Origin of the sequence: Pyxidicoccus caerfyrddinensis, from assembly GCF_010894405.1 — a bacterium.
Lineage (GTDB): Bacteria > Myxococcota > Myxococcia > Myxococcales > Myxococcaceae > Myxococcus > Myxococcus caerfyrddinensis.
The window spans coordinates 410,348-426,009 of the sequence record NZ_JAAIYA010000004.1 but is presented as its reverse complement, the minus strand read 5'-3'; the positions used below and the strand labels follow the sequence as shown (position 1 = coordinate 426,009).

Below are 15,662 nucleotides of genomic sequence, written 5' to 3'. Positions count from 1 at the left end.
TCAGCCGTATCAGTCCGCCTTGCGCCACTCTCCTTCGAGCAGCGAGAGGATGATGCTGTCACTGAAGCCCTCTCCCTCGACGAAGTTCTCGCGCAGCAGGCCTTCCCGCTGGAAGCCGGAGCGGGTGAGCACTCGCAGCGAGGCGGTGTTGCGCGGGTCCACCCGGGCCTCGATGCGGTGGAGCCGCATCTCGTCGAAGGCGTAGCGGAGGAGGGTGGGCATGACCTCCTTCATCAAGCCCCGGCCCCACTGGTCGGCGGCGAGCACGTAGCCCACCTCGGCGTGCCGGTCCGCCTGGTTCCAATGGAAGAGCCCCGCCGAGCCGATGGGCGTGTCGTTGCCGCGCTCGCACAGCAACCAGCGGAAGCCCTCGCCCCGGGCCGCGGTCTCCAGGTCGCGCGCCAGCTTCTGCTGCGTCTTCTCGAGGCCTTCGCCCACCGAGTAGCCGATGTACCGCGACGTCTCCGGATGGCCGTAGATGCGGGTGAGCTGAGCGGCATCCTCCAGCCGGGGCTTGCGCAGCCGCAGCCGCTCGGTGGCGAGCTCCGGGTAGGTGTCGAAGTAATGGGTCTGCATGGCGCCGCACTCTATCCCGGGTTGCACGGGGCCCGACGTGGGGATAGGGAAGGGGCCTCGTATGTCTGTGACCGCGGAGCTGCTCGATGCCGTCCGGGAGGAAGCGCGTCCGGACACCTGGTCCGCCGGCATGGGGCTCGCTCGCGCGGGCGCCGTCTCGGTGCAGTCCGTCGGAGAAGAAGAGGCCGTGCTGCGCGTGCGCGTCGCCGGCCGGCCCGCGCCCCTGACCACCGTGCTCTATCCGGAGGACGACGTCTGGGAGTGTGACTGCCGCGGCAAGGTGGACCCCTGCGAGCACGTCGTCGCGGCGGCTATCGTCCTCCATCAATCAGTGACCCAGCGCGCGCCCGTACAGCGCGCCCCGGCGCGGCCCACCCCGGCGAACCGGCTCGCGCCCTCGCGGCCTCCCGTGGCACAGGCGGCGGCCCCGCGCCCCGGTGCGGCGCCGAAGTCGGAGCGCATGGTGTACCGCTTCAAGCGGGTGGACGGAGGGCTCCAGCTCGAGCGACTGCTGGTGCGTCCGGACAACACCGCGCGGCTGCTCGCGCGCAGCCTGGCGTCGGTGGTGGCAAACCCGGTGGAGGCGGCGCGAATCCAGGTGGAGCCGTGTGACGTGCTCGCGGACAAGCTGCTGCTGAAGCCGACGAAGGGCGCGCTCCCACCAGAGCGGCTCGACGCGCTCCTGCGCGTGCTGGAGCCCGCGCGCACCATCATCTTCGACGGCGCGCTGGTGTCCGTCTCCAGCGAGCCGCTGCTGCCGCGTGTCACCGTGGAGGACCGCGGCGAGCAGACGGTGCTCAAGGTGGAGAAGGACCCGCGCATCACCGACCTGGTCAGCCCCGGCGTGGCGCTGTGCGGGGACATCCTCTGCAAGCTGGGGGAGCAGGCCCTCACCGGCGCGCGGCTGGAGAAGCTGCCCCAGGAGCGCACCTTCTCGCCCGACCAGATGGGAGACCTCACCGGGAAGGTGCTGCCGGACTTCGCGCGCCGCATGCCGGTGGACGTGAAGAGCCAGCGGCTGCCGCCCATCGACCGCACGCTCAAGCCGCGCATCTCCCTGGAGCTCAACCAGCTCGACTCCGGCCTCTCGGCGCTGCCCACGCTGGTGTACGGCTCGCCGCCGTCGGTGCGCATCGACAACGGGCGCATGGTGTACCTGAACGGCGCGGTGCCCGTGCGCGACGAGGCCGCCGAGCAGAAGCTCATCCACGGCCTGCGTGACGAGCTGAACATGGTGCCCGGCCGGCGCGTGACGGTGCAGGGCAAGGAAGCGGTGCAGCTCGCGGACCGGCTGCGGCGCTGGCGCGGCGGCCTCACCGGAGACGCGGCGCGCGTGGTGAGCCCCAACGTGAAGCTGCGCCCCACGCTGTCGGTGGACGCGGGCGCCACCGAGGCCGGCGTGCCGCGCGTGGGCTTCTCGTTCGACTTCCAGGTGGAGGGCGCGGAGCCGGGCGCGCCGCGGACGGTGGACGCGGGCGCGGTGATGCGCGCGTGGGAAGAGGGCCTGGGACTGGTGCCGCTGGAGGGCGGCGGCTGGGCACCGCTGCCGGGCGCGTGGCTGAAGCAGCACGGGCAGCGCGTGGCGGACCTGCTGGCCGCGCGCGGCTCGGACGGGCGGCTCGCCAACCACGCCATCCCCCAGCTCACCGGCCTGTGCGAGGCGCTGGAGCACCCGTCGCCGCCCGGGCTGGAGCGGCTGGCGCCCCTGGTGCAGGGCTTCGAGAAGCTGCCCGACGTGCGGCTCCCGAAGGACCTCACCGCCACGCTGCGCCCCTACCAGCTCCAGGGCGTCAGCTGGCTCACCTTCCTGCGGCAGGCGGGCCTGGGCGGCGTGCTCGCGGACGACATGGGCCTGGGCAAGACGCTGCAGACCATCTGCACGCTGGGCCCGGGCACGCTGGTGGTGGCCCCCACCAGCGTGCTCCCCAACTGGGAGGCGGAGGTGAAGCGCTTCCGCCCCTCGCTGAAGGTCTCCGTCTACCACGGCCCCGGCCGCGCCCTCGACGAGGCCGCCGACGTCACGCTCACCACCTACGCGCTGATGCGCCTGGACGCGGAGGTGCTCGGCGCGAAGACGTGGGACACCGTGGTGCTGGACGAGGCCCAGGCCATCAAGAACCCGGACAGCCAGGTGGCGCGCGCCGCGTACGCCCTGCAGGCCCAGTTCCGGGTGGCCCTGAGCGGCACGCCCATCGAGAACCGGCTCGAGGAGCTCTGGAGCCTGATGCACTTCACCAACCAGGGGCTGCTCGGGGGGCGCAAGCAGTTCGACGAGCGCTGGGCCCGCCCCGTGGCGGACAACCAGAAGGGCGCCGCCGAGCAGCTCCGGACGCGCATCCGCCCCTTCGTGCTGCGCCGGCTCAAGCGGGACGTGGCCCCCGAGCTGCCGCCGCGCACTGACTCCGTGCGTCATGTCACCCTCAACGAGCGCGAGCGCGCCGTCTATGACGCCGTGTACGCCGCCACCCGCGAGGAGGTGGTGTCGCAATTGGAGGCGGGCGGCAACGTGCTCAAGGCGCTGGAGGCGCTGCTGCGGCTGCGGCAGGCGGCCTGCCACCCGGCGCTCGTGCCGGGCCAGCAGGCGAAGTCGTCCTCCAAGGTGGAGGCGCTGCTGGAGGCGCTCGTTACGGCGGTGGAGGAGGGCCACAAGGCGCTCGTCTTCTCGCAGTGGACGTCCATGCTGGACCTCATCGAGCCGGCCCTGCGCGAGGCGGGCATCGGCTTCATCCGGCTGGACGGGAGCACGTCCAACCGGGGCGCCGTGGCCGCTTCCTTCCAGGACCCCAAGGGCCCGCCGGTGATGCTCATCTCCCTCAAGGCGGGCGCCACGGGGCTCAACCTCACGGCGGCGGACCACGTCTTCCTCGTGGACCCGTGGTGGAACCCCTCCGTGGAGGCCCAGGCGGCCGACCGGGCGCACCGCATCGGCCAGCAGCGGCCGGTGATGGTGTACCGCCTGGTCTCCCGGGGGACGGTGGAGGAGAAGATCCTCACCCTCCAGGAAAAAAAGCGAGCCCTCTTCGAGTCCGCCCTCGGCGGCGCCGACGGGGCCACGGCCATCACCCGGGCGGACCTCATGCAGCTTCTCGACTGAAGCGGCCCCTGGCACGTCAGGACGAGCGAGATGGGCCCGGAAACGGGTAGAATGCCCAACCCATGCGCCGTCTCATCCTACCATTGTGGCCCCTCCTGCTCCTCGCCGCCTGCAAGGGCTCGGACGAACTTCCCGACGCGCAGCAGGCCGCCGTGAAGTTGGAGGTTTCCTTCGACTTCAAGGCCGGCTGTATCGCCGTGCAGGCCCGCGACAAGGCCGCTCCGGGGAACTCGGTCAACACCACGGTGGAGGTCCTGAGCCGCGACGCCTCCAAGCGCACGGTGGTCATCAGCGTCTTCCGGAAGAACGAATGGGGCCGGACGCTGGAGCTCATCTCCACGGCGCACGAGCAGTCGTGCGTCGGGCCCGAGGTGGCGCGCGACTCGCGGACCGTGACGCTGGACTCGGCGGGCGTGAAGACGGTGGCCATCTCGTTGCACGCGGAGGACGTCGACGGTGACGGGTACGTGCCCACGGCCGGCGGCGGCACCGACTGCGCCGACAACGACGCCGCCGTCTCGCAGCGCACCTACTACCGGGACGGAGATGGGGATGGCCATGGCGCGGGTCCCACGGTGCAGGGCTGCACGGCGCCGTCCCAGTACGTGGCGCTGGGGGATGACTGTGACGACACGACCACCGAGCGGGCGCCGGGCAGGACCGAGCTGTGCGACGGGGTGGACAACGACTGTGTCAACGGCATCGACAACGGCCTGACGCAGGGCAGCTTCTACCTGGACGCGGACCATGACGGCGCGGGGGCGGGGCCGGTGGTGATGGCCTGTGTCGCGCCCACCAACCACGTGGCTACCAGCAACGACTGCGATGACACCGACAGCCAGCGAAAGCCGGGGCTGGCGGAGACGTGCGACGACAAGGACAACGACTGCGACAACGTGGTGGATGACGGGCTGCCGGTGAGCACGTACTTCCGGGATGTGGATGGTGACGGCTTCGGCAAGGCCTCGGACTCGCTTCAGAAGTGCAGGGCACCCACGGGCTACGTGGCCAACAGCACCGACTGCAATGACGACGCGATGGCCGTGAATCCCAACGCGCTGGAAGTGTGCAACGAGGTCGACGACAACTGCGCCGGTGGCACGGACGAGGGCTTCAACAAGACGTGGTACCGCGACGTGGACGGAGACACCTTCGGGCGGCAGAGCGACATGCAGGCCGGGTGCACGCAGCCCGCGGGCTATGTGGCGCCGAACGGCCCCACCTTCGACTGCAACGATGACGACGGCGCGGTGAAGCCCGGGGCCCCGGAGCTGTGCAACGACATCGACGACAACTGCGTGGCGGGCGTGGACGAGGACTTCACGAGCGGTTCGACCCGGAAGGGCGCCTCTTGCGGCACTCCCTGCACGGGCATCTACGTGTGCAACATGGCCAAGACCGCCACCACCTGCAACGCGCCCACGCCGACGAACTACTACACCGATGCTGACGCGGACGGGGACGGTGCCAGCGGCGCCACCGCCGTGCCCATCTGCCCCGGTCAGTCCATTCCCGCCAACAGCGTGGCGGAGCTGCACACGGACTGTGACGACGTGGACAAGTACAACAAGGGCACCGGCACCGAGGTGTGCGACCAGCGCGACAACGACTGCGACACCACGCCCGACGACGGCAACGTGTGCATGGGCGCCATCTGGAAGGCGGTGGTGGACCCGGCTGTCTCGGCTCGCGACTGGAACACGGTGGCCATCAGCAAGGCCAGCACCACCGGCTACCCGGTGTGGATTGCCGGCGCTGGAGGCGCCCTGGCCCGCCGCGACAGCGCGGGCGGCACGTTCACGAGCTTTGACACCGCGTGTGGCACCACCGCCTGGAACGCGGCCTGGGTGAGCAGCGATGGAAGCGTGTACCTCGCGGGCAGCGGCGGGAAGCTGGCCAGGCATGATGGAACCACGTGCGCCGAGCAGCGCACGCTGGCGAGCGGCAGCAACGCCACGGGCATCATCGGCTTCGACGTCACCCTGCCACTCATGCCACTCCTCTACGTAGTGGATGAAGGGGGCCACCTGTACTCCTGGACGTCGGGAAGCGATGCGGTGGAGGTGGATGACAACGCCCCTGTCTACCGGGACGTCCACGGCCTCGACACTTCGCGCCTGTTCCTCGCGGCCCAGGAAGCAGGAGGGAACCACAGCCCTCTCATGGAGACCTATACCGGGGGAGCGAATACCAGCAACACGGCCATCCCGGGGCCGGATGAATCCAGCATGCGAAGCGTCTGGATGGTGTCGTCGGCGCTCGCATACGCGGTGGGAGACAACTCCATCATCGTGCGGTGGAACGGCTCGAACTGGCAGGCCGTGACGCCTCCCGCTGTCGCCCAATACACGAGCGTCTGCGCGCCGGACCGCACGTCGGTCTACGTCACGGATGCGGCGGGCGTCATCCGTCGCTACACGGGGACCGCCTGGCTGCCGGCGCTGCACATCTCCGTGCCCGCGGGCGCACTCAAAGACGTCGCGAGCGTCGCCCCTACCAACATCTGGGCCGTGGGCCCCAGTGGGCGCGTCATCCACTTCCCGGAGATGCCGTAGCGCTCCCCTCGGAATCCCTGTGATTCCGGGCACCTGGCGAGGCTCCAGGGAGAATCGACCACCGTGTCGATCTCCCGGAGCCTCGTTCGTCGTGAAGGTGAAGCCAGGAACCCGAATCCCAGCGAAACCAGAAGGGGCACCCCATGACGACGAACACGACGCTCAGCGCGGACGCAGTGGCAGGTCAGACCTCGAAGTCGTTCGCCCGGCACCTGCCGACGGTGGGGAGGGTGCTGCTCGGCATCCTGCTCTTCGTCCCCGGGCTGAACGGCTTCCTGAACTTCCTGCCGCCACCCCCGACGGCCCTTCCCGAGTTCGCCGAGGCGCTCATGAAGACGGGCTACATGTTCCCGCTCATCAAGGGCACCGAGGTCCTCGTCGGCGTGCTGCTGCTGACCAACCGCTTCGTGCCGCTCGCGCTGGCCATTGCCGCGCCGGTGGTCGTCAACATCGTCGCCTTCCACGCCTTCCTGGCACCGGAGGGGATGGTCATCCCCATCATCCTCCTGGCGCTGCACCTCTCCCTGGCCTGGTCGTACCGGAAGGTGTACGGCCCCATGCTCGCCATGCGCGCGAAGCCCGGGTAGGGCTCCCGGCGTGCCGTTGGACACGCCGGGGTGGTGGGCCTTCTAGCTCTTCGAGTCCGCGAAGCAGGGGCCCAGCTCGCGCACCTCGACGGTGGCCCACTCCGCGGCGGGACACTCGTGGGCAATGGCGAGCGCCTCCTCCCGCGTCTTGCAGTCGATGAGGAAGATGCCGCCAATCATCTCCTTGGCCTCGGCGAACGGGCCATCGTTCACGACGCGCTTGCCGCCACGAACTCCGATGCGCACCGCGGAGTCGTCCGCGCGGAGCGACTCAGCCACCCTGAGGAGGCCGCGGGACTGCAGGTCCTCGCTGAAGCGCACCATCCGGTCCATGGCGTGATGCGCCTCCTCCTGCGTCCTGCCCTGCCTTTGTCCCCGGGGCTCCAGAATCATCAACGCGAACGCCATTGCTCGCTCCTTTCGAGGAGGCGGATCCTACTTCAGCGGTCTGACGAATCCTGGCCAATCAGTCGCGAGAGCAGGGTGGACAGCACCTCCAGCTCCGCGGGCTTCAGCCGGGAGAGCTCCTCGGGAGGGGCGTACAGTCCTTCCAGCAATTGACGCTTCAGGCGCACGCCCTTCGCGGTGAGGACGACGGAGCGGACCCTGCGGTCGTCAGGGTTCGGCCGCCGCTCCACCAGCCCGCGCGACTCGAGCCGGTCCACGATGAAGGTCGCGTTGGAGGCATCGCAGTCCCAGGCCTCCGCCAGCGAGCGCATCGTGCGCCCCTCCGTCGCATCCAGCCCGCCCAGCCCGCGTGCATCGTTGGGGGTGAGCCCGAGCCGGCTCAGGAGGCGGTCTCGCTGAGGCCGCGTGCGCATGAAGAAGTCGAAGAGCAGGCGCCAGGCCCGCGCCTCCGACCTCGTCTGCTCTCCATCCCCCGGACGTGCCATGGGCGCTGTCTCTCAAGTTCCCGGGGAGAGCGCCAGCGTCATGTGTCTCGCCCGTGGGTTGAGTGGTTCAAGCAAATGCCCGGGCCGTGGGGCGGGTGGCGGCCTCGGGGTTGCGTCTCACCGCGCCCGGGGACACGCCGATGAAGCGCTTGAACGCCCGGCTGAACGCGGCCTCTGATTGGTAGCCGAGGCGGCTCGCGAGCTCACCCAGCCCCGCCGTGTCCTCCCGGAGCCACGTCACGGCCACGTGCATCCGCCAGCGCGCGACGTAGTGCATCGCGGGCTCACCGACGAGCTCGGTGAAGCGCGCCGCGAAGGCCGAGCGCGACATCGCCACCTCCTTCGCGAGCGAGGCCAGCGTCCACGCGCGCGCCGGGTCCTTGTGGATGAGCATGAGGGCGCGGCCGAGCTGCGGGTCCTGGAGCGCGCCGAGCCACCCCTTCTGCGCGGCGGGATCCTGCTGGATCCACGAGCGGATGGCCTGGACGATGAGGATGTCCGCGAGCCGGGTGATGACGGCCTCCACGCCCGGGCGCAGCGCCTTCGCCTCGGCCGCCATCAGCCGCAGCGTGCTCTCCATCCAGTCCGCGTGGGGCGAGCTCGCGGCATCCAGGTGAATCACCCGGGGCAGGAGCCGGACCACCGCATGTGCCGCGGGATGGTCGAAGCGGACGGCGCCGCAGACGAGCGTGCTCGGCGTGCCGCCGCCGCCGTGCCGGAGGACGGAATAGCGCTCGCTGACCTGCTGCTGTGGAAGCTCATGGGCCAGCGGCGTGGGGACGCGGGGCCCGGTCCAGAGGCGATGGCCCTCGCCGTGGGTCACCAGCGCGAGGTCCCCCGGCCGGAGCCCGACGGGCGCGGTGCCCTCGACTTCGAGCGAGCACGCGCCGGACGTGACGACGTGGAACCACATGCACCCGGGCATGGGCGGCAGCGCGAGTCCCCAGGGCGCGGTGAGCTCCGACTGGCAGTAGAAGCTGCCCGTCATGCGCAGGAAGTGCAGCGCCTCGCCGAGCGGGTCCACGGGGGCCCAGAGCTGCGTGTCCACCATGGCCGGAGCATGCCCCCGGCACGACGACAGCGTCCAGCGCGCCTGGACGAACGAGCATGAAACCGCGACTGCCGGTCATTGAGGCCGGCGGCCCCGGGCGACATCTTGCGTGAAGGCAATCAAGCCCGAGGGAGTCGTGATGAAAGTCCTGGTGGTGGGTGCAACGGGAGGTTCCGGACGTGCGGTAGTCGAAGTGCTGCTGTCCGAGGGGCATGACGTGACGGCCTTCGCCCGGCGGCCGGAGGCGCTCGGCGTCTCTTCACCGCGGCTGGCCGTCGTCACCGGGGACGCGACGCGCCCCGCGGACGTCGAGCGCGCGGTGCAGGGGCAGGACGCGGTGATTGTCACCCTTGGCATCCGTGAGAATCCGTTGACGGTCCGGATGCGCGGCAGCGCGGGGACGCCCATGGACGTGCGCTCGGCGGGGACCCGGAATGTCATCGCCGCCATGCGAAGGCACGGCGTCCGCAAGCTGGTGGTGCAGACCACGTACGGGGTGGGGGAGACGCGGGGCCGGCTGTCGCTCAAGTGGAAGCTGCTGTTCTCGCTGCTCCTGAAGCCGCAGATTGCCGACACCGAGGTGCAGGAGCGGGAGGTGCGGGAGAGCGGACTCGACTGGGTGCTCGCGCAGCCCGTGGGCCTGACGGACGAGGCCGAAGCGGCAGCCCCCTTCGCCTCCCCGGCGGGCGAGGCCCGTGGGATGAGCGTCTCGCGGAGGAGTGTCGGCCGCTTCCTCGTCGAGGCGGCGGAGAGCGCGAAGTACATTGGCAGGTCGGTGGCCCTCTCGGCCGCGTGAGGTTCGCAATGCCTTCAGGTGCTCTCGCCACACTGACCTGGCTGTCGGCGCTCGGCTCGGGCGTGGTGGCCGGAGTCTTCTTCGCGTTCTCCTCGTTCGTGATGAGGGCCCTCGCCCGGCTGCCGCCCGCGCAGGGCATTCTCGCCATGCAGTCCATCAACGTCGTGGCGGTGACTCCGGCCTTCATGGCCGTGTTCTTCGGAACGGCGGTGGCCGCGCTGGCCGTCGCGGTCTCCGCGCTGCTCTCCTGGGAGAAGCCCGGCGCGCTGTACCTGCTGCTGGGCGGCGTGCTGTATGGCGTTGGCGTCTTCGCGGTGACGGCGGTGTTCAACGTTCCGAGGAACAACGCGCTCGCGGCCGTCGACCCGACCCAGGCGGATGCCGCCAGCATGTGGACGCTCTACGTGTCGGGCTGGACGGCCTGGAACCACGTGCGAACCGTCGCGGGTGTAGGAGCCACGGTGTGCTTCATCCTCGCGCTCCGGGTCCGAAGCTCAGGGTGACGGCGCGAAGCGGACGTCCACCCAGTAGTTGGTGTCCTTGTAGCTGCTCGCGGGGAAGCCGCCCGCGCCGTAGGCATAGACACCGTTTCCGCCCACGCTCGCGCTGGCGGGAGCCGTCAGGTTGCCGCTGGTGACGGCGCTCGCGAGCCCCGAAGGGTCTCGGGCGAAGAGGCCATTCGACGTGTGGTACGAGGCCACGTAGAGCGTGTTCGCGCTGATGGAGACGGGCGTAGGCAGGACGGCTTCCTGCCACCCGGGGATGGGGCCGTCGCTCACGGCAACCTGGGCGAGCAGGGTGCCCGTGCCGGTCCAGAGGCGGGCGACGTAGCCGCTCGCGTTGCCCGTGCCCCGGTAGAAGCGCAGCGCCTGGATGGTGCCAGGGACGTTGCTGCGGAAGCGCACGCCCACCTCGACGGCGCGGGTGTCCGCCTCCTCAACGGCGTTGGCGGGCGCGCGGTCGCCGAAGAGCGTCTGGCTCCAGGGGAGGATGAGCGTGGCCACCACGGGCCGGTGGTCCGACTGAGACGTCGCGCCCACCACGGCCGCCGTCACGGGAGACGTCCACGCGGAGCCGAGCATCACGTAGTCGATGCGGCGCGTGGGGAAGCCCGCGTCATGCGTGTAGCCGCTGCCCGAGCCGCCGCGCGTCCAGGCGTCGGAGAGCAGCGTCTTCAGGCTGGTGATGCCGGACTCGGTAGGGGAGGCATTGAGATCGCCGCCGAGCAGCGCCCACGGCCTTCCCGCCAGGGCCGCCTTGACGTCCTCGGCCTGGTTGAGCCGCTCCGTGGCGCCCGTGGTGCCGAAGTGCGTGACGGCCACGGGCACCACGTGCGTCGCGTCCAATTCCACTTCCACCAGCCCGAGCACGCGCTGCTCCGCGGCGGAGCGCAGGGGGATGCGCTGCGAGGAGCGGATGGGGTAGCGAGACAGCACCGCGAGGCCGTACTGCCCGCCGTCGTAGCTGAGCAGCGACGGGACGAAGGTCGCGTTCAGCCCCGTGAGCTGCCCCAGCCGCGTGGCCTGGTCCACCTTGCCCGAGCGGTTGGTGAGGACGTCCACCTCCTGGAGCACGACGAGGTCCGGCGACTGCCCCTTGATGACGTTGGCGATGCTGTCGAGACTGCTCAGTTCACCGTGCTTGATGTTGTACGTCATGAACCGCAGCCCGCCGCCGGGCGTCAGGGCCTGGGAGGACTCGGTGAGGGGAAGCGGCTCGTTCGCGGCATCCGGTGGCGCGCACCGGGGAAGGACGGCGAGGAGCAGGACGGCCAGGACGGACGCGAGGGATTGCCGGAGGCGCATGGTCGGGAATCCTGGCCGCCACGCCGTCCTCCGGCAAGGAGCAGGTGCGGAAGCTGCTCATGGGCAACCGAACCGCGAATGCCTTCACGCGTGGGACGTGAGCATCTCCAAGCCACTGGAAGCTCGCGGCAGCCCTTCTTCCGCGAGCTCCACCAGCAGGGTCCACGCCTCGCGGAGGTCCGGCGAGTCGCGGTGGATTGCGAACCGGCCATACATCTTCGCGAGGATGCGCCAGGCTGCGCCCGTTCTCCCGAGGTCCTGGAGCAGCCGGCACAGGCTCACCGTCGCGCGCAATTCGAAGAGGTGGGCCTCCTGCTCGCGAGCCACGGAGAGTGCCTTGAAGAAGCAGGCCCGTGCCTGCTCCGCCCTCCCGAGCCGTCGCAGGCACTCACCCCGCAGGCGGTACAGCTCGGCCTCGTAGAAGCGCTCTCCTGAAACCGCGACCCGCTTCAGTGCGGCCCGCACCGAGGCCAGCCCTTGCTCCGGCTGCTCCAGCTTCAGGTGGATCTCCGCCAGCATGGCGTAGCAGTGCGGCATGTAGACGCGAATGCCCGAGCCATGCCAGTGCGGGAGCACCATCCTCATGCGCGTGAGCGCCGCCTCGGGCTGCCCGAGCTCGGCCAGTGCCCAGCTCCGCAGCGCCGCCGCCCACGCCAACCAGATCCGGAACCGGTGCTCGCGGCAGAGCGCCTCGCATGCCTCCGCCCACCTCAAGGTCTCCCGCCCCTCATGCCGGAGCTGGCTGACCAGCGTGCGCGCGCACAGCACCGAAGCCAGCCCGGAGGGCTGTCCAATCTGCTCGGCCAGGCTCATGGCCTCCTGTTCGTAGCGCCGGGATTCGTCGGGCTGGCAGCCCACCGCGAACAGCAGGCTCCCATGCACGAAGGCGGAGACCCGCGAGTCGGTCCAGTTCCTCGACGCCAGCACCCGGCGCTGCGCGATGTCGATGTCCGGCTCCGCCAGCACCTCCTCGACGAGCCTCCGGCACGCCCGGTTGTCGCCCATGACGGAAAGGCAGCGGCACAGGGCCATCTTCAAACCCAGGCTCTTGTGCGTCGACCTCCCTGCGAGCTGATGCTGCTCCAGCGCCAGATAACGCTGGACCAGTTCCACCACGACGTCGAACCGTCCCCGGATGAGGTAGTAGGTGGTGAACCCCCAGAATGGCAGACGGAGCCGGGGCAGCTCGTCCCCGACTTCGCGGAGCAGCACCCGCACCCGCTCGTAGAGCCGCTCCAGCTCGGGGGCGTTGTAGCGCAGGACCTGGGACATGGGGGTTCCCATGTCCATCAGCAGGTGCAACTCCTTGCGCTCGCGCCACGCCGCATCCGGCAGGCCGGGGAGCAGCTTCAACGCCAGGTGAAAATAGGTGAGGGCGTCCTGGTTGTCCGAGCGCCGGCTGGCGCGCTCTCCTGCCCGTTGCCACGCCTGGATGGCGGACTCCAGGTCTCCAGCCTCCGTGTGGTGGTGGGCCAGCAGCTCGGGGTTCGCCTCGACCAGCTCGGGGAAGCGCGCCTCCAGAACGCCCGCGATATGCCGGTGATGCTTGCGTCGCGTGCTGCGCGAGAGCGACTGGTACGCCGCGTCCTGGATGAGCGCGTGCCGGAACTGGTACACGGGCGCGTCCGCACGCGCTGGCTCCTGGAGCAATCCCGCCTTCACGAGCCCGGCCAGCTCGCGCCGCAGGGTGGTCTCGTCACGCCGCGTGAGGGGCTCGAGCAGCGCCAGTGAGAAGTCGCGTCCCACCACCGCGCAGAGCTGGACCAACGCCTTCAGGCGCGAGGGCAGCGTGTCGAGCCGGGCCAGCAGCAGCTCGTGCAGGGTGACGGGAATGGAGCGCAGGCTGTGTCCCGGGCTCGCACCCGCGGAGGCCCGCTCCAGGACCATGCGCGTCATCTCCTCGATGAACAGCGGGACGCCATCCGTCTTCCGGACCAGCGCCCGCACCGCTTCCGCCGGCAGGTCGTGGCCGTGTGACACCTCCCGCACCAGGTCCGCGGCGAGCTCGGCCGGTAGCCGGTGCAGCGCCATGGCGTGCAGCCAGGGACGGGGAGCCCAGGCGGGCTGGAAGTCGGGCCGGGAGCTCACGATGACGAGCACCGGCTCTTCCTTGACCCGTTCCAGCAGCAGCTCCAGGAAGCGGAGCTGCGATGCGTTTGCCCAGTGCAGGTCCTCCACGATGGCGAGCACCGGGCGCTCCCGGGCCAGCTCCAGCACCAGCGCCATCATGACCTCGATGGTCTTCTCCTGGCGCCACTCGAGCGAGAGCCGATGCACTGCGGCACTCCCGGGGACTGGCAGGGACATGAGCAGCGCGATGAGGTGCACGTGGGTCTCCGACAGGCACAGGCGCCCCAGATGCTCCTCAATCCGCCGCAGCTGCTCTCGCGGTGGGTCCTTCGGCGAGAGCTGGAGCAGGTGCTGGATGAGCGCGGTGGCGGGGTGGCGGGTGGTCATACTGAACTGGGACCAGCACTGGAAGCGCAGCAGGTGGACAGGCTCCGTTGCGACCCGCTCACCGAGCTCCTGGAAGAGGCGGGACTTGCCGATGCCGGCCTCGCCGGTCAAGAGCACGAAGGCGCCCCGCCCGCGCCGGGCCCGCTCCCAGTCCTCCAACAGCAGTCGCAGCTCATGCTGCCGCCCCACCATCCGCGAGAGGCCGCCCACGGCCAACGTCCGCTCGAACCGGGAGTGGGCTTCCCGCTCGTACTGCACCTTGCGCACGTCCAGGGAGCGCGGTCCCGCCATTCCGTCAAAGACACGCGGCCCCAGCTCCTCGGTCGCGAAGGCCCCCCGCACCAGCTTCCAGGACTCGTCACCCAGCACCACCTCACCCGGCCCGGCCTGCCGCGCCAGCCAGGAAACGACCTTGGGGGCTTCCCCCTGGAGGGTGATGCGTCCGCCCCGTGAGTCCGTCGGACGCGCGCACAGGGACAGCAGGTCCGTGAAGAGGCCCACCCGCACGCCCAGCCCGGAGAGGGGGAGGTGCGGCAGCCTGCGTTGGAGCGCCATGGGCACGTCCCGGGCGAGTTGGAGTCCCGCATGGACCGCGCGATCCGCGTCGTCCTCTCGCACCTGGGGGCAACCGAAACAGCCGAGCACCTCGCCTGGCATGTACAGGGTGGTGGAGCCGCCGTGGTGCTCGATGAGGTCCGCGCACTCGTGATGGAAGGCCAGGTCCAGCTCGCCCATGTCCTCACCGTCGAGCGGCTCCGGGAGGCCGGAGAGCCCCTGGAGCTGACAGGACACCAGCGTCACCTGCCGCCGCTCGGGCGAGCAGGACCGCAGCTCATCGGGTGCGGGCGTCAGCCGCCGCTTCAGCTCGCGGACCTCGTCGCACAACTCGTGGGCCGAAGAGAGCCGGCGGGCCGGGTCCTTCGACAGCAGGGTGGCCACCAGGGTCTCCAGCTCGGACGGCACGGCCGGGTTGCGCGCGCGCACCGGGGGCATGGGCTCCGCGGACATCACCCGGTCGCGCAGCTCCACGAGCCGCTTCATGGGCACGGGTATCGTTCCGGTCAGCATCTCGTACAGCACCATGCCCGCCGCCCAGAGGTCGGTGCGTGCGTCCTGCGGACCATTCCGCCACTGCTCCGGCGCCATGTAGGCCGGCGTCCCCGCAGTGAGCAGGTGCAACCTCCGCGAGCTGTTCGCCCCCGGCAGGTGCGACAGCCCGAAGTCGAGCAGCTTCACCACGCCCTGTTCGGTGAGGAAGACGTTGCTGGGCTTGAGGTCCCGATGGATGACGTGGTGCTCGTGCGCGTGGGCCAGCCCCGCGGCGATGCCCTCGACGATTTCCAGCGCGCGTGGCACCCCCAGGTATCCCTCCCGCCGCAGCATCGTCGCGAGGGACTCGCCTGACAGGAACTCCATCACGAGGAAGGGAATGCGCGGCTCCTCCGGGACGGAGCACCACTCGGACACGTCGAAGAGGTGGATGATGTTCTCGTGGTTCAGCCGGGCAGTGGCGCGCGCCTCGCGCAGGACTCCTTCCTCGAGCCCCCGGAAGGCGAGGAGGAACTTGAGCGCCACCTCGCGCTGCAGCTTCTCGTCGTGCGCCCGGAAGACGACGCCCATGCCACCTTCCCCCAGCCACTCCAGGATTTCGAACCGGTGGCCCTCCTGCCCTCCGAGCCGGTCGCCAGGGGCTGGCAGGCGCAGCGGCGGCTCATCCTGGAAGACCACGCGCAGGAAGGAGTCGTCAGACTCCAGGGTGTCGTCGAACGTGCCCTGCCGTCCGTCAAAGCTCTCTCCCACTTCTCTCCTCCCACAGAGACTCGGGACCAGACGACTCCGCGGTAAAGG

11 protein-coding genes are annotated in these 15,662 nt (G+C 70.2%); 5 read left to right on the top strand and 6 right to left on the bottom strand.

The features are described from left to right. Nucleotides 1-9 precede the first annotated feature (9 nt). Nucleotides 10-576 (bottom strand): GNAT family N-acetyltransferase, encoded by a 567-nt coding sequence (locus tag G4D86_RS12155; RefSeq protein ID WP_163992903.1) that lies wholly within the window; start codon nt 574-576, stop codon nt 10-12. Between the two features lie 61 nt (nt 577-637). Between G4D86_RS12155 and G4D86_RS12150 the strand changes: the two genes are divergently transcribed. The 3 genes from G4D86_RS12150 (at nt 638) to G4D86_RS12140 (ending at nt 6,812) form a co-directional block, all read left to right on the top strand. After that, a complete protein-coding gene (locus G4D86_RS12150) occupies nt 638-3,670 on the top strand; it encodes a DEAD/DEAH box helicase (protein ID WP_163992901.1) in 3,033 nt (1,010 codons plus the stop codon). Nucleotides 3,671-3,732: 62 nt separating this feature from the next. Next, nucleotides 3,733-6,225, top strand: coding sequence for a putative metal-binding motif-containing protein (locus G4D86_RS12145; protein WP_163992899.1), 2,493 nt, complete (start codon nt 3,733-3,735; stop codon nt 6,223-6,225). Nucleotides 6,226-6,368: 143 nt separating this feature from the next. Beyond that, the gene (locus G4D86_RS12140; protein ID WP_163992897.1) at nt 6,369-6,812 is read left to right on the top strand and encodes a DoxX family membrane protein; all 444 of its coding nucleotides are present in this window, start codon (nt 6,369-6,371) and stop codon (nt 6,810-6,812) included. Between the two features lie 42 nt (nt 6,813-6,854). Here G4D86_RS12140 and G4D86_RS12135 read toward each other — a convergent pair whose 3' ends face one another. From G4D86_RS12135 to G4D86_RS12125, 3 genes are all read right to left on the bottom strand, one after another. Beyond that, complete coding sequence (locus G4D86_RS12135; RefSeq protein ID WP_163992895.1) at nt 6,855-7,220, bottom strand: YciI family protein; 366 nt, start codon at nt 7,218-7,220, stop codon at nt 6,855-6,857. Between the two features lie 32 nt (nt 7,221-7,252). Continuing rightward, a complete protein-coding gene (locus tag G4D86_RS12130) occupies nt 7,253-7,705 on the bottom strand; it encodes a MarR family winged helix-turn-helix transcriptional regulator (protein ID WP_205519547.1) in 453 nt (150 codons plus the stop codon). A 67-nt stretch (nt 7,706-7,772) separates the two neighbouring features. Next, entirely contained in the window at nt 7,773-8,756 is a 984-nt protein-coding gene (locus G4D86_RS12125) for an AraC family transcriptional regulator (RefSeq protein WP_163992892.1), read from the bottom strand. A gap of 139 nt (nt 8,757-8,895) precedes the next feature. On the opposite strand from G4D86_RS12125, the gene G4D86_RS12120 reads away from it, so the two are divergent. Both G4D86_RS12120 and G4D86_RS12115 read left to right on the top strand, forming a co-directional pair. Further along, nucleotides 8,896-9,552: an NAD(P)-dependent oxidoreductase gene (locus G4D86_RS12120; RefSeq protein WP_163992890.1), complete on the top strand. Its 657-nt coding sequence runs from the start codon at nt 8,896-8,898 to the stop codon at nt 9,550-9,552. Nucleotides 9,553-9,560: 8 nt separating this feature from the next. Further along, nucleotides 9,561-10,055 carry an anthrone oxygenase family protein gene (locus G4D86_RS12115; protein ID WP_163992888.1) on the top strand — a complete coding sequence of 165 codons (495 nt, stop codon included), beginning with the start codon at nt 9,561-9,563 and terminating at the stop codon, nt 10,053-10,055. On the opposite strand, the gene G4D86_RS12110 is transcribed toward G4D86_RS12115, so the two are convergent. Continuing rightward, nucleotides 10,047-11,357: a DUF4082 domain-containing protein gene (locus G4D86_RS12110; protein ID WP_240360203.1), complete on the bottom strand. Its 1,311-nt coding sequence runs from the start codon at nt 11,355-11,357 to the stop codon at nt 10,047-10,049. The genes G4D86_RS12115 and G4D86_RS12110 overlap by 9 nt on opposite strands. Before the next feature lie 84 nt (nt 11,358-11,441). Next, nucleotides 11,442-15,614 (bottom strand): protein kinase domain-containing protein, encoded by a 4,173-nt coding sequence (locus G4D86_RS12105; RefSeq protein WP_163992885.1) that lies wholly within the window; start codon nt 15,612-15,614, stop codon nt 11,442-11,444. Nucleotides 15,615-15,662: the final 48 nt, after the last annotated feature.

Bases quoted from the DNA above. Each gene is read 5' to 3' on its own strand.
- G4D86_RS12135 (WP_163992895.1), bottom strand. From the start codon at position 7,220: ATGGCGTTCGCGTTGATGATTCTGGAGCCCCGGGGACAAAGGCAGGGC.
- G4D86_RS12140 (WP_163992897.1), top strand. From the start codon at position 6,369: ATGACGACGAACACGACGCTCAGCGCGGACGCAGTGGCAGGTCAGACC.
- G4D86_RS12115 (WP_163992888.1), top strand. From the start codon at position 9,561: ATGCCTTCAGGTGCTCTCGCCACACTGACCTGGCTGTCGGCGCTCGGC.
- G4D86_RS12155 (WP_163992903.1), bottom strand. From the start codon at position 576: ATGCAGACCCATTACTTCGACACCTACCCGGAGCTCGCCACCGAGCGG.
- G4D86_RS12150 (WP_163992901.1), top strand. From the start codon at position 638: ATGTCTGTGACCGCGGAGCTGCTCGATGCCGTCCGGGAGGAAGCGCGT.
- G4D86_RS12125 (WP_163992892.1), bottom strand. From the start codon at position 8,756: ATGGTGGACACGCAGCTCTGGGCCCCCGTGGACCCGCTCGGCGAGGCG.
- G4D86_RS12145 (WP_163992899.1), top strand. From the start codon at position 3,733: ATGCGCCGTCTCATCCTACCATTGTGGCCCCTCCTGCTCCTCGCCGCC.
- G4D86_RS12130 (WP_205519547.1), bottom strand. From the start codon at position 7,705: ATGGCACGTCCGGGGGATGGAGAGCAGACGAGGTCGGAGGCGCGGGCC.
- G4D86_RS12110 (WP_240360203.1), bottom strand. From the start codon at position 11,357: ATGCGCCTCCGGCAATCCCTCGCGTCCGTCCTGGCCGTCCTGCTCCTC.
- G4D86_RS12120 (WP_163992890.1), top strand. From the start codon at position 8,896: ATGAAAGTCCTGGTGGTGGGTGCAACGGGAGGTTCCGGACGTGCGGTA.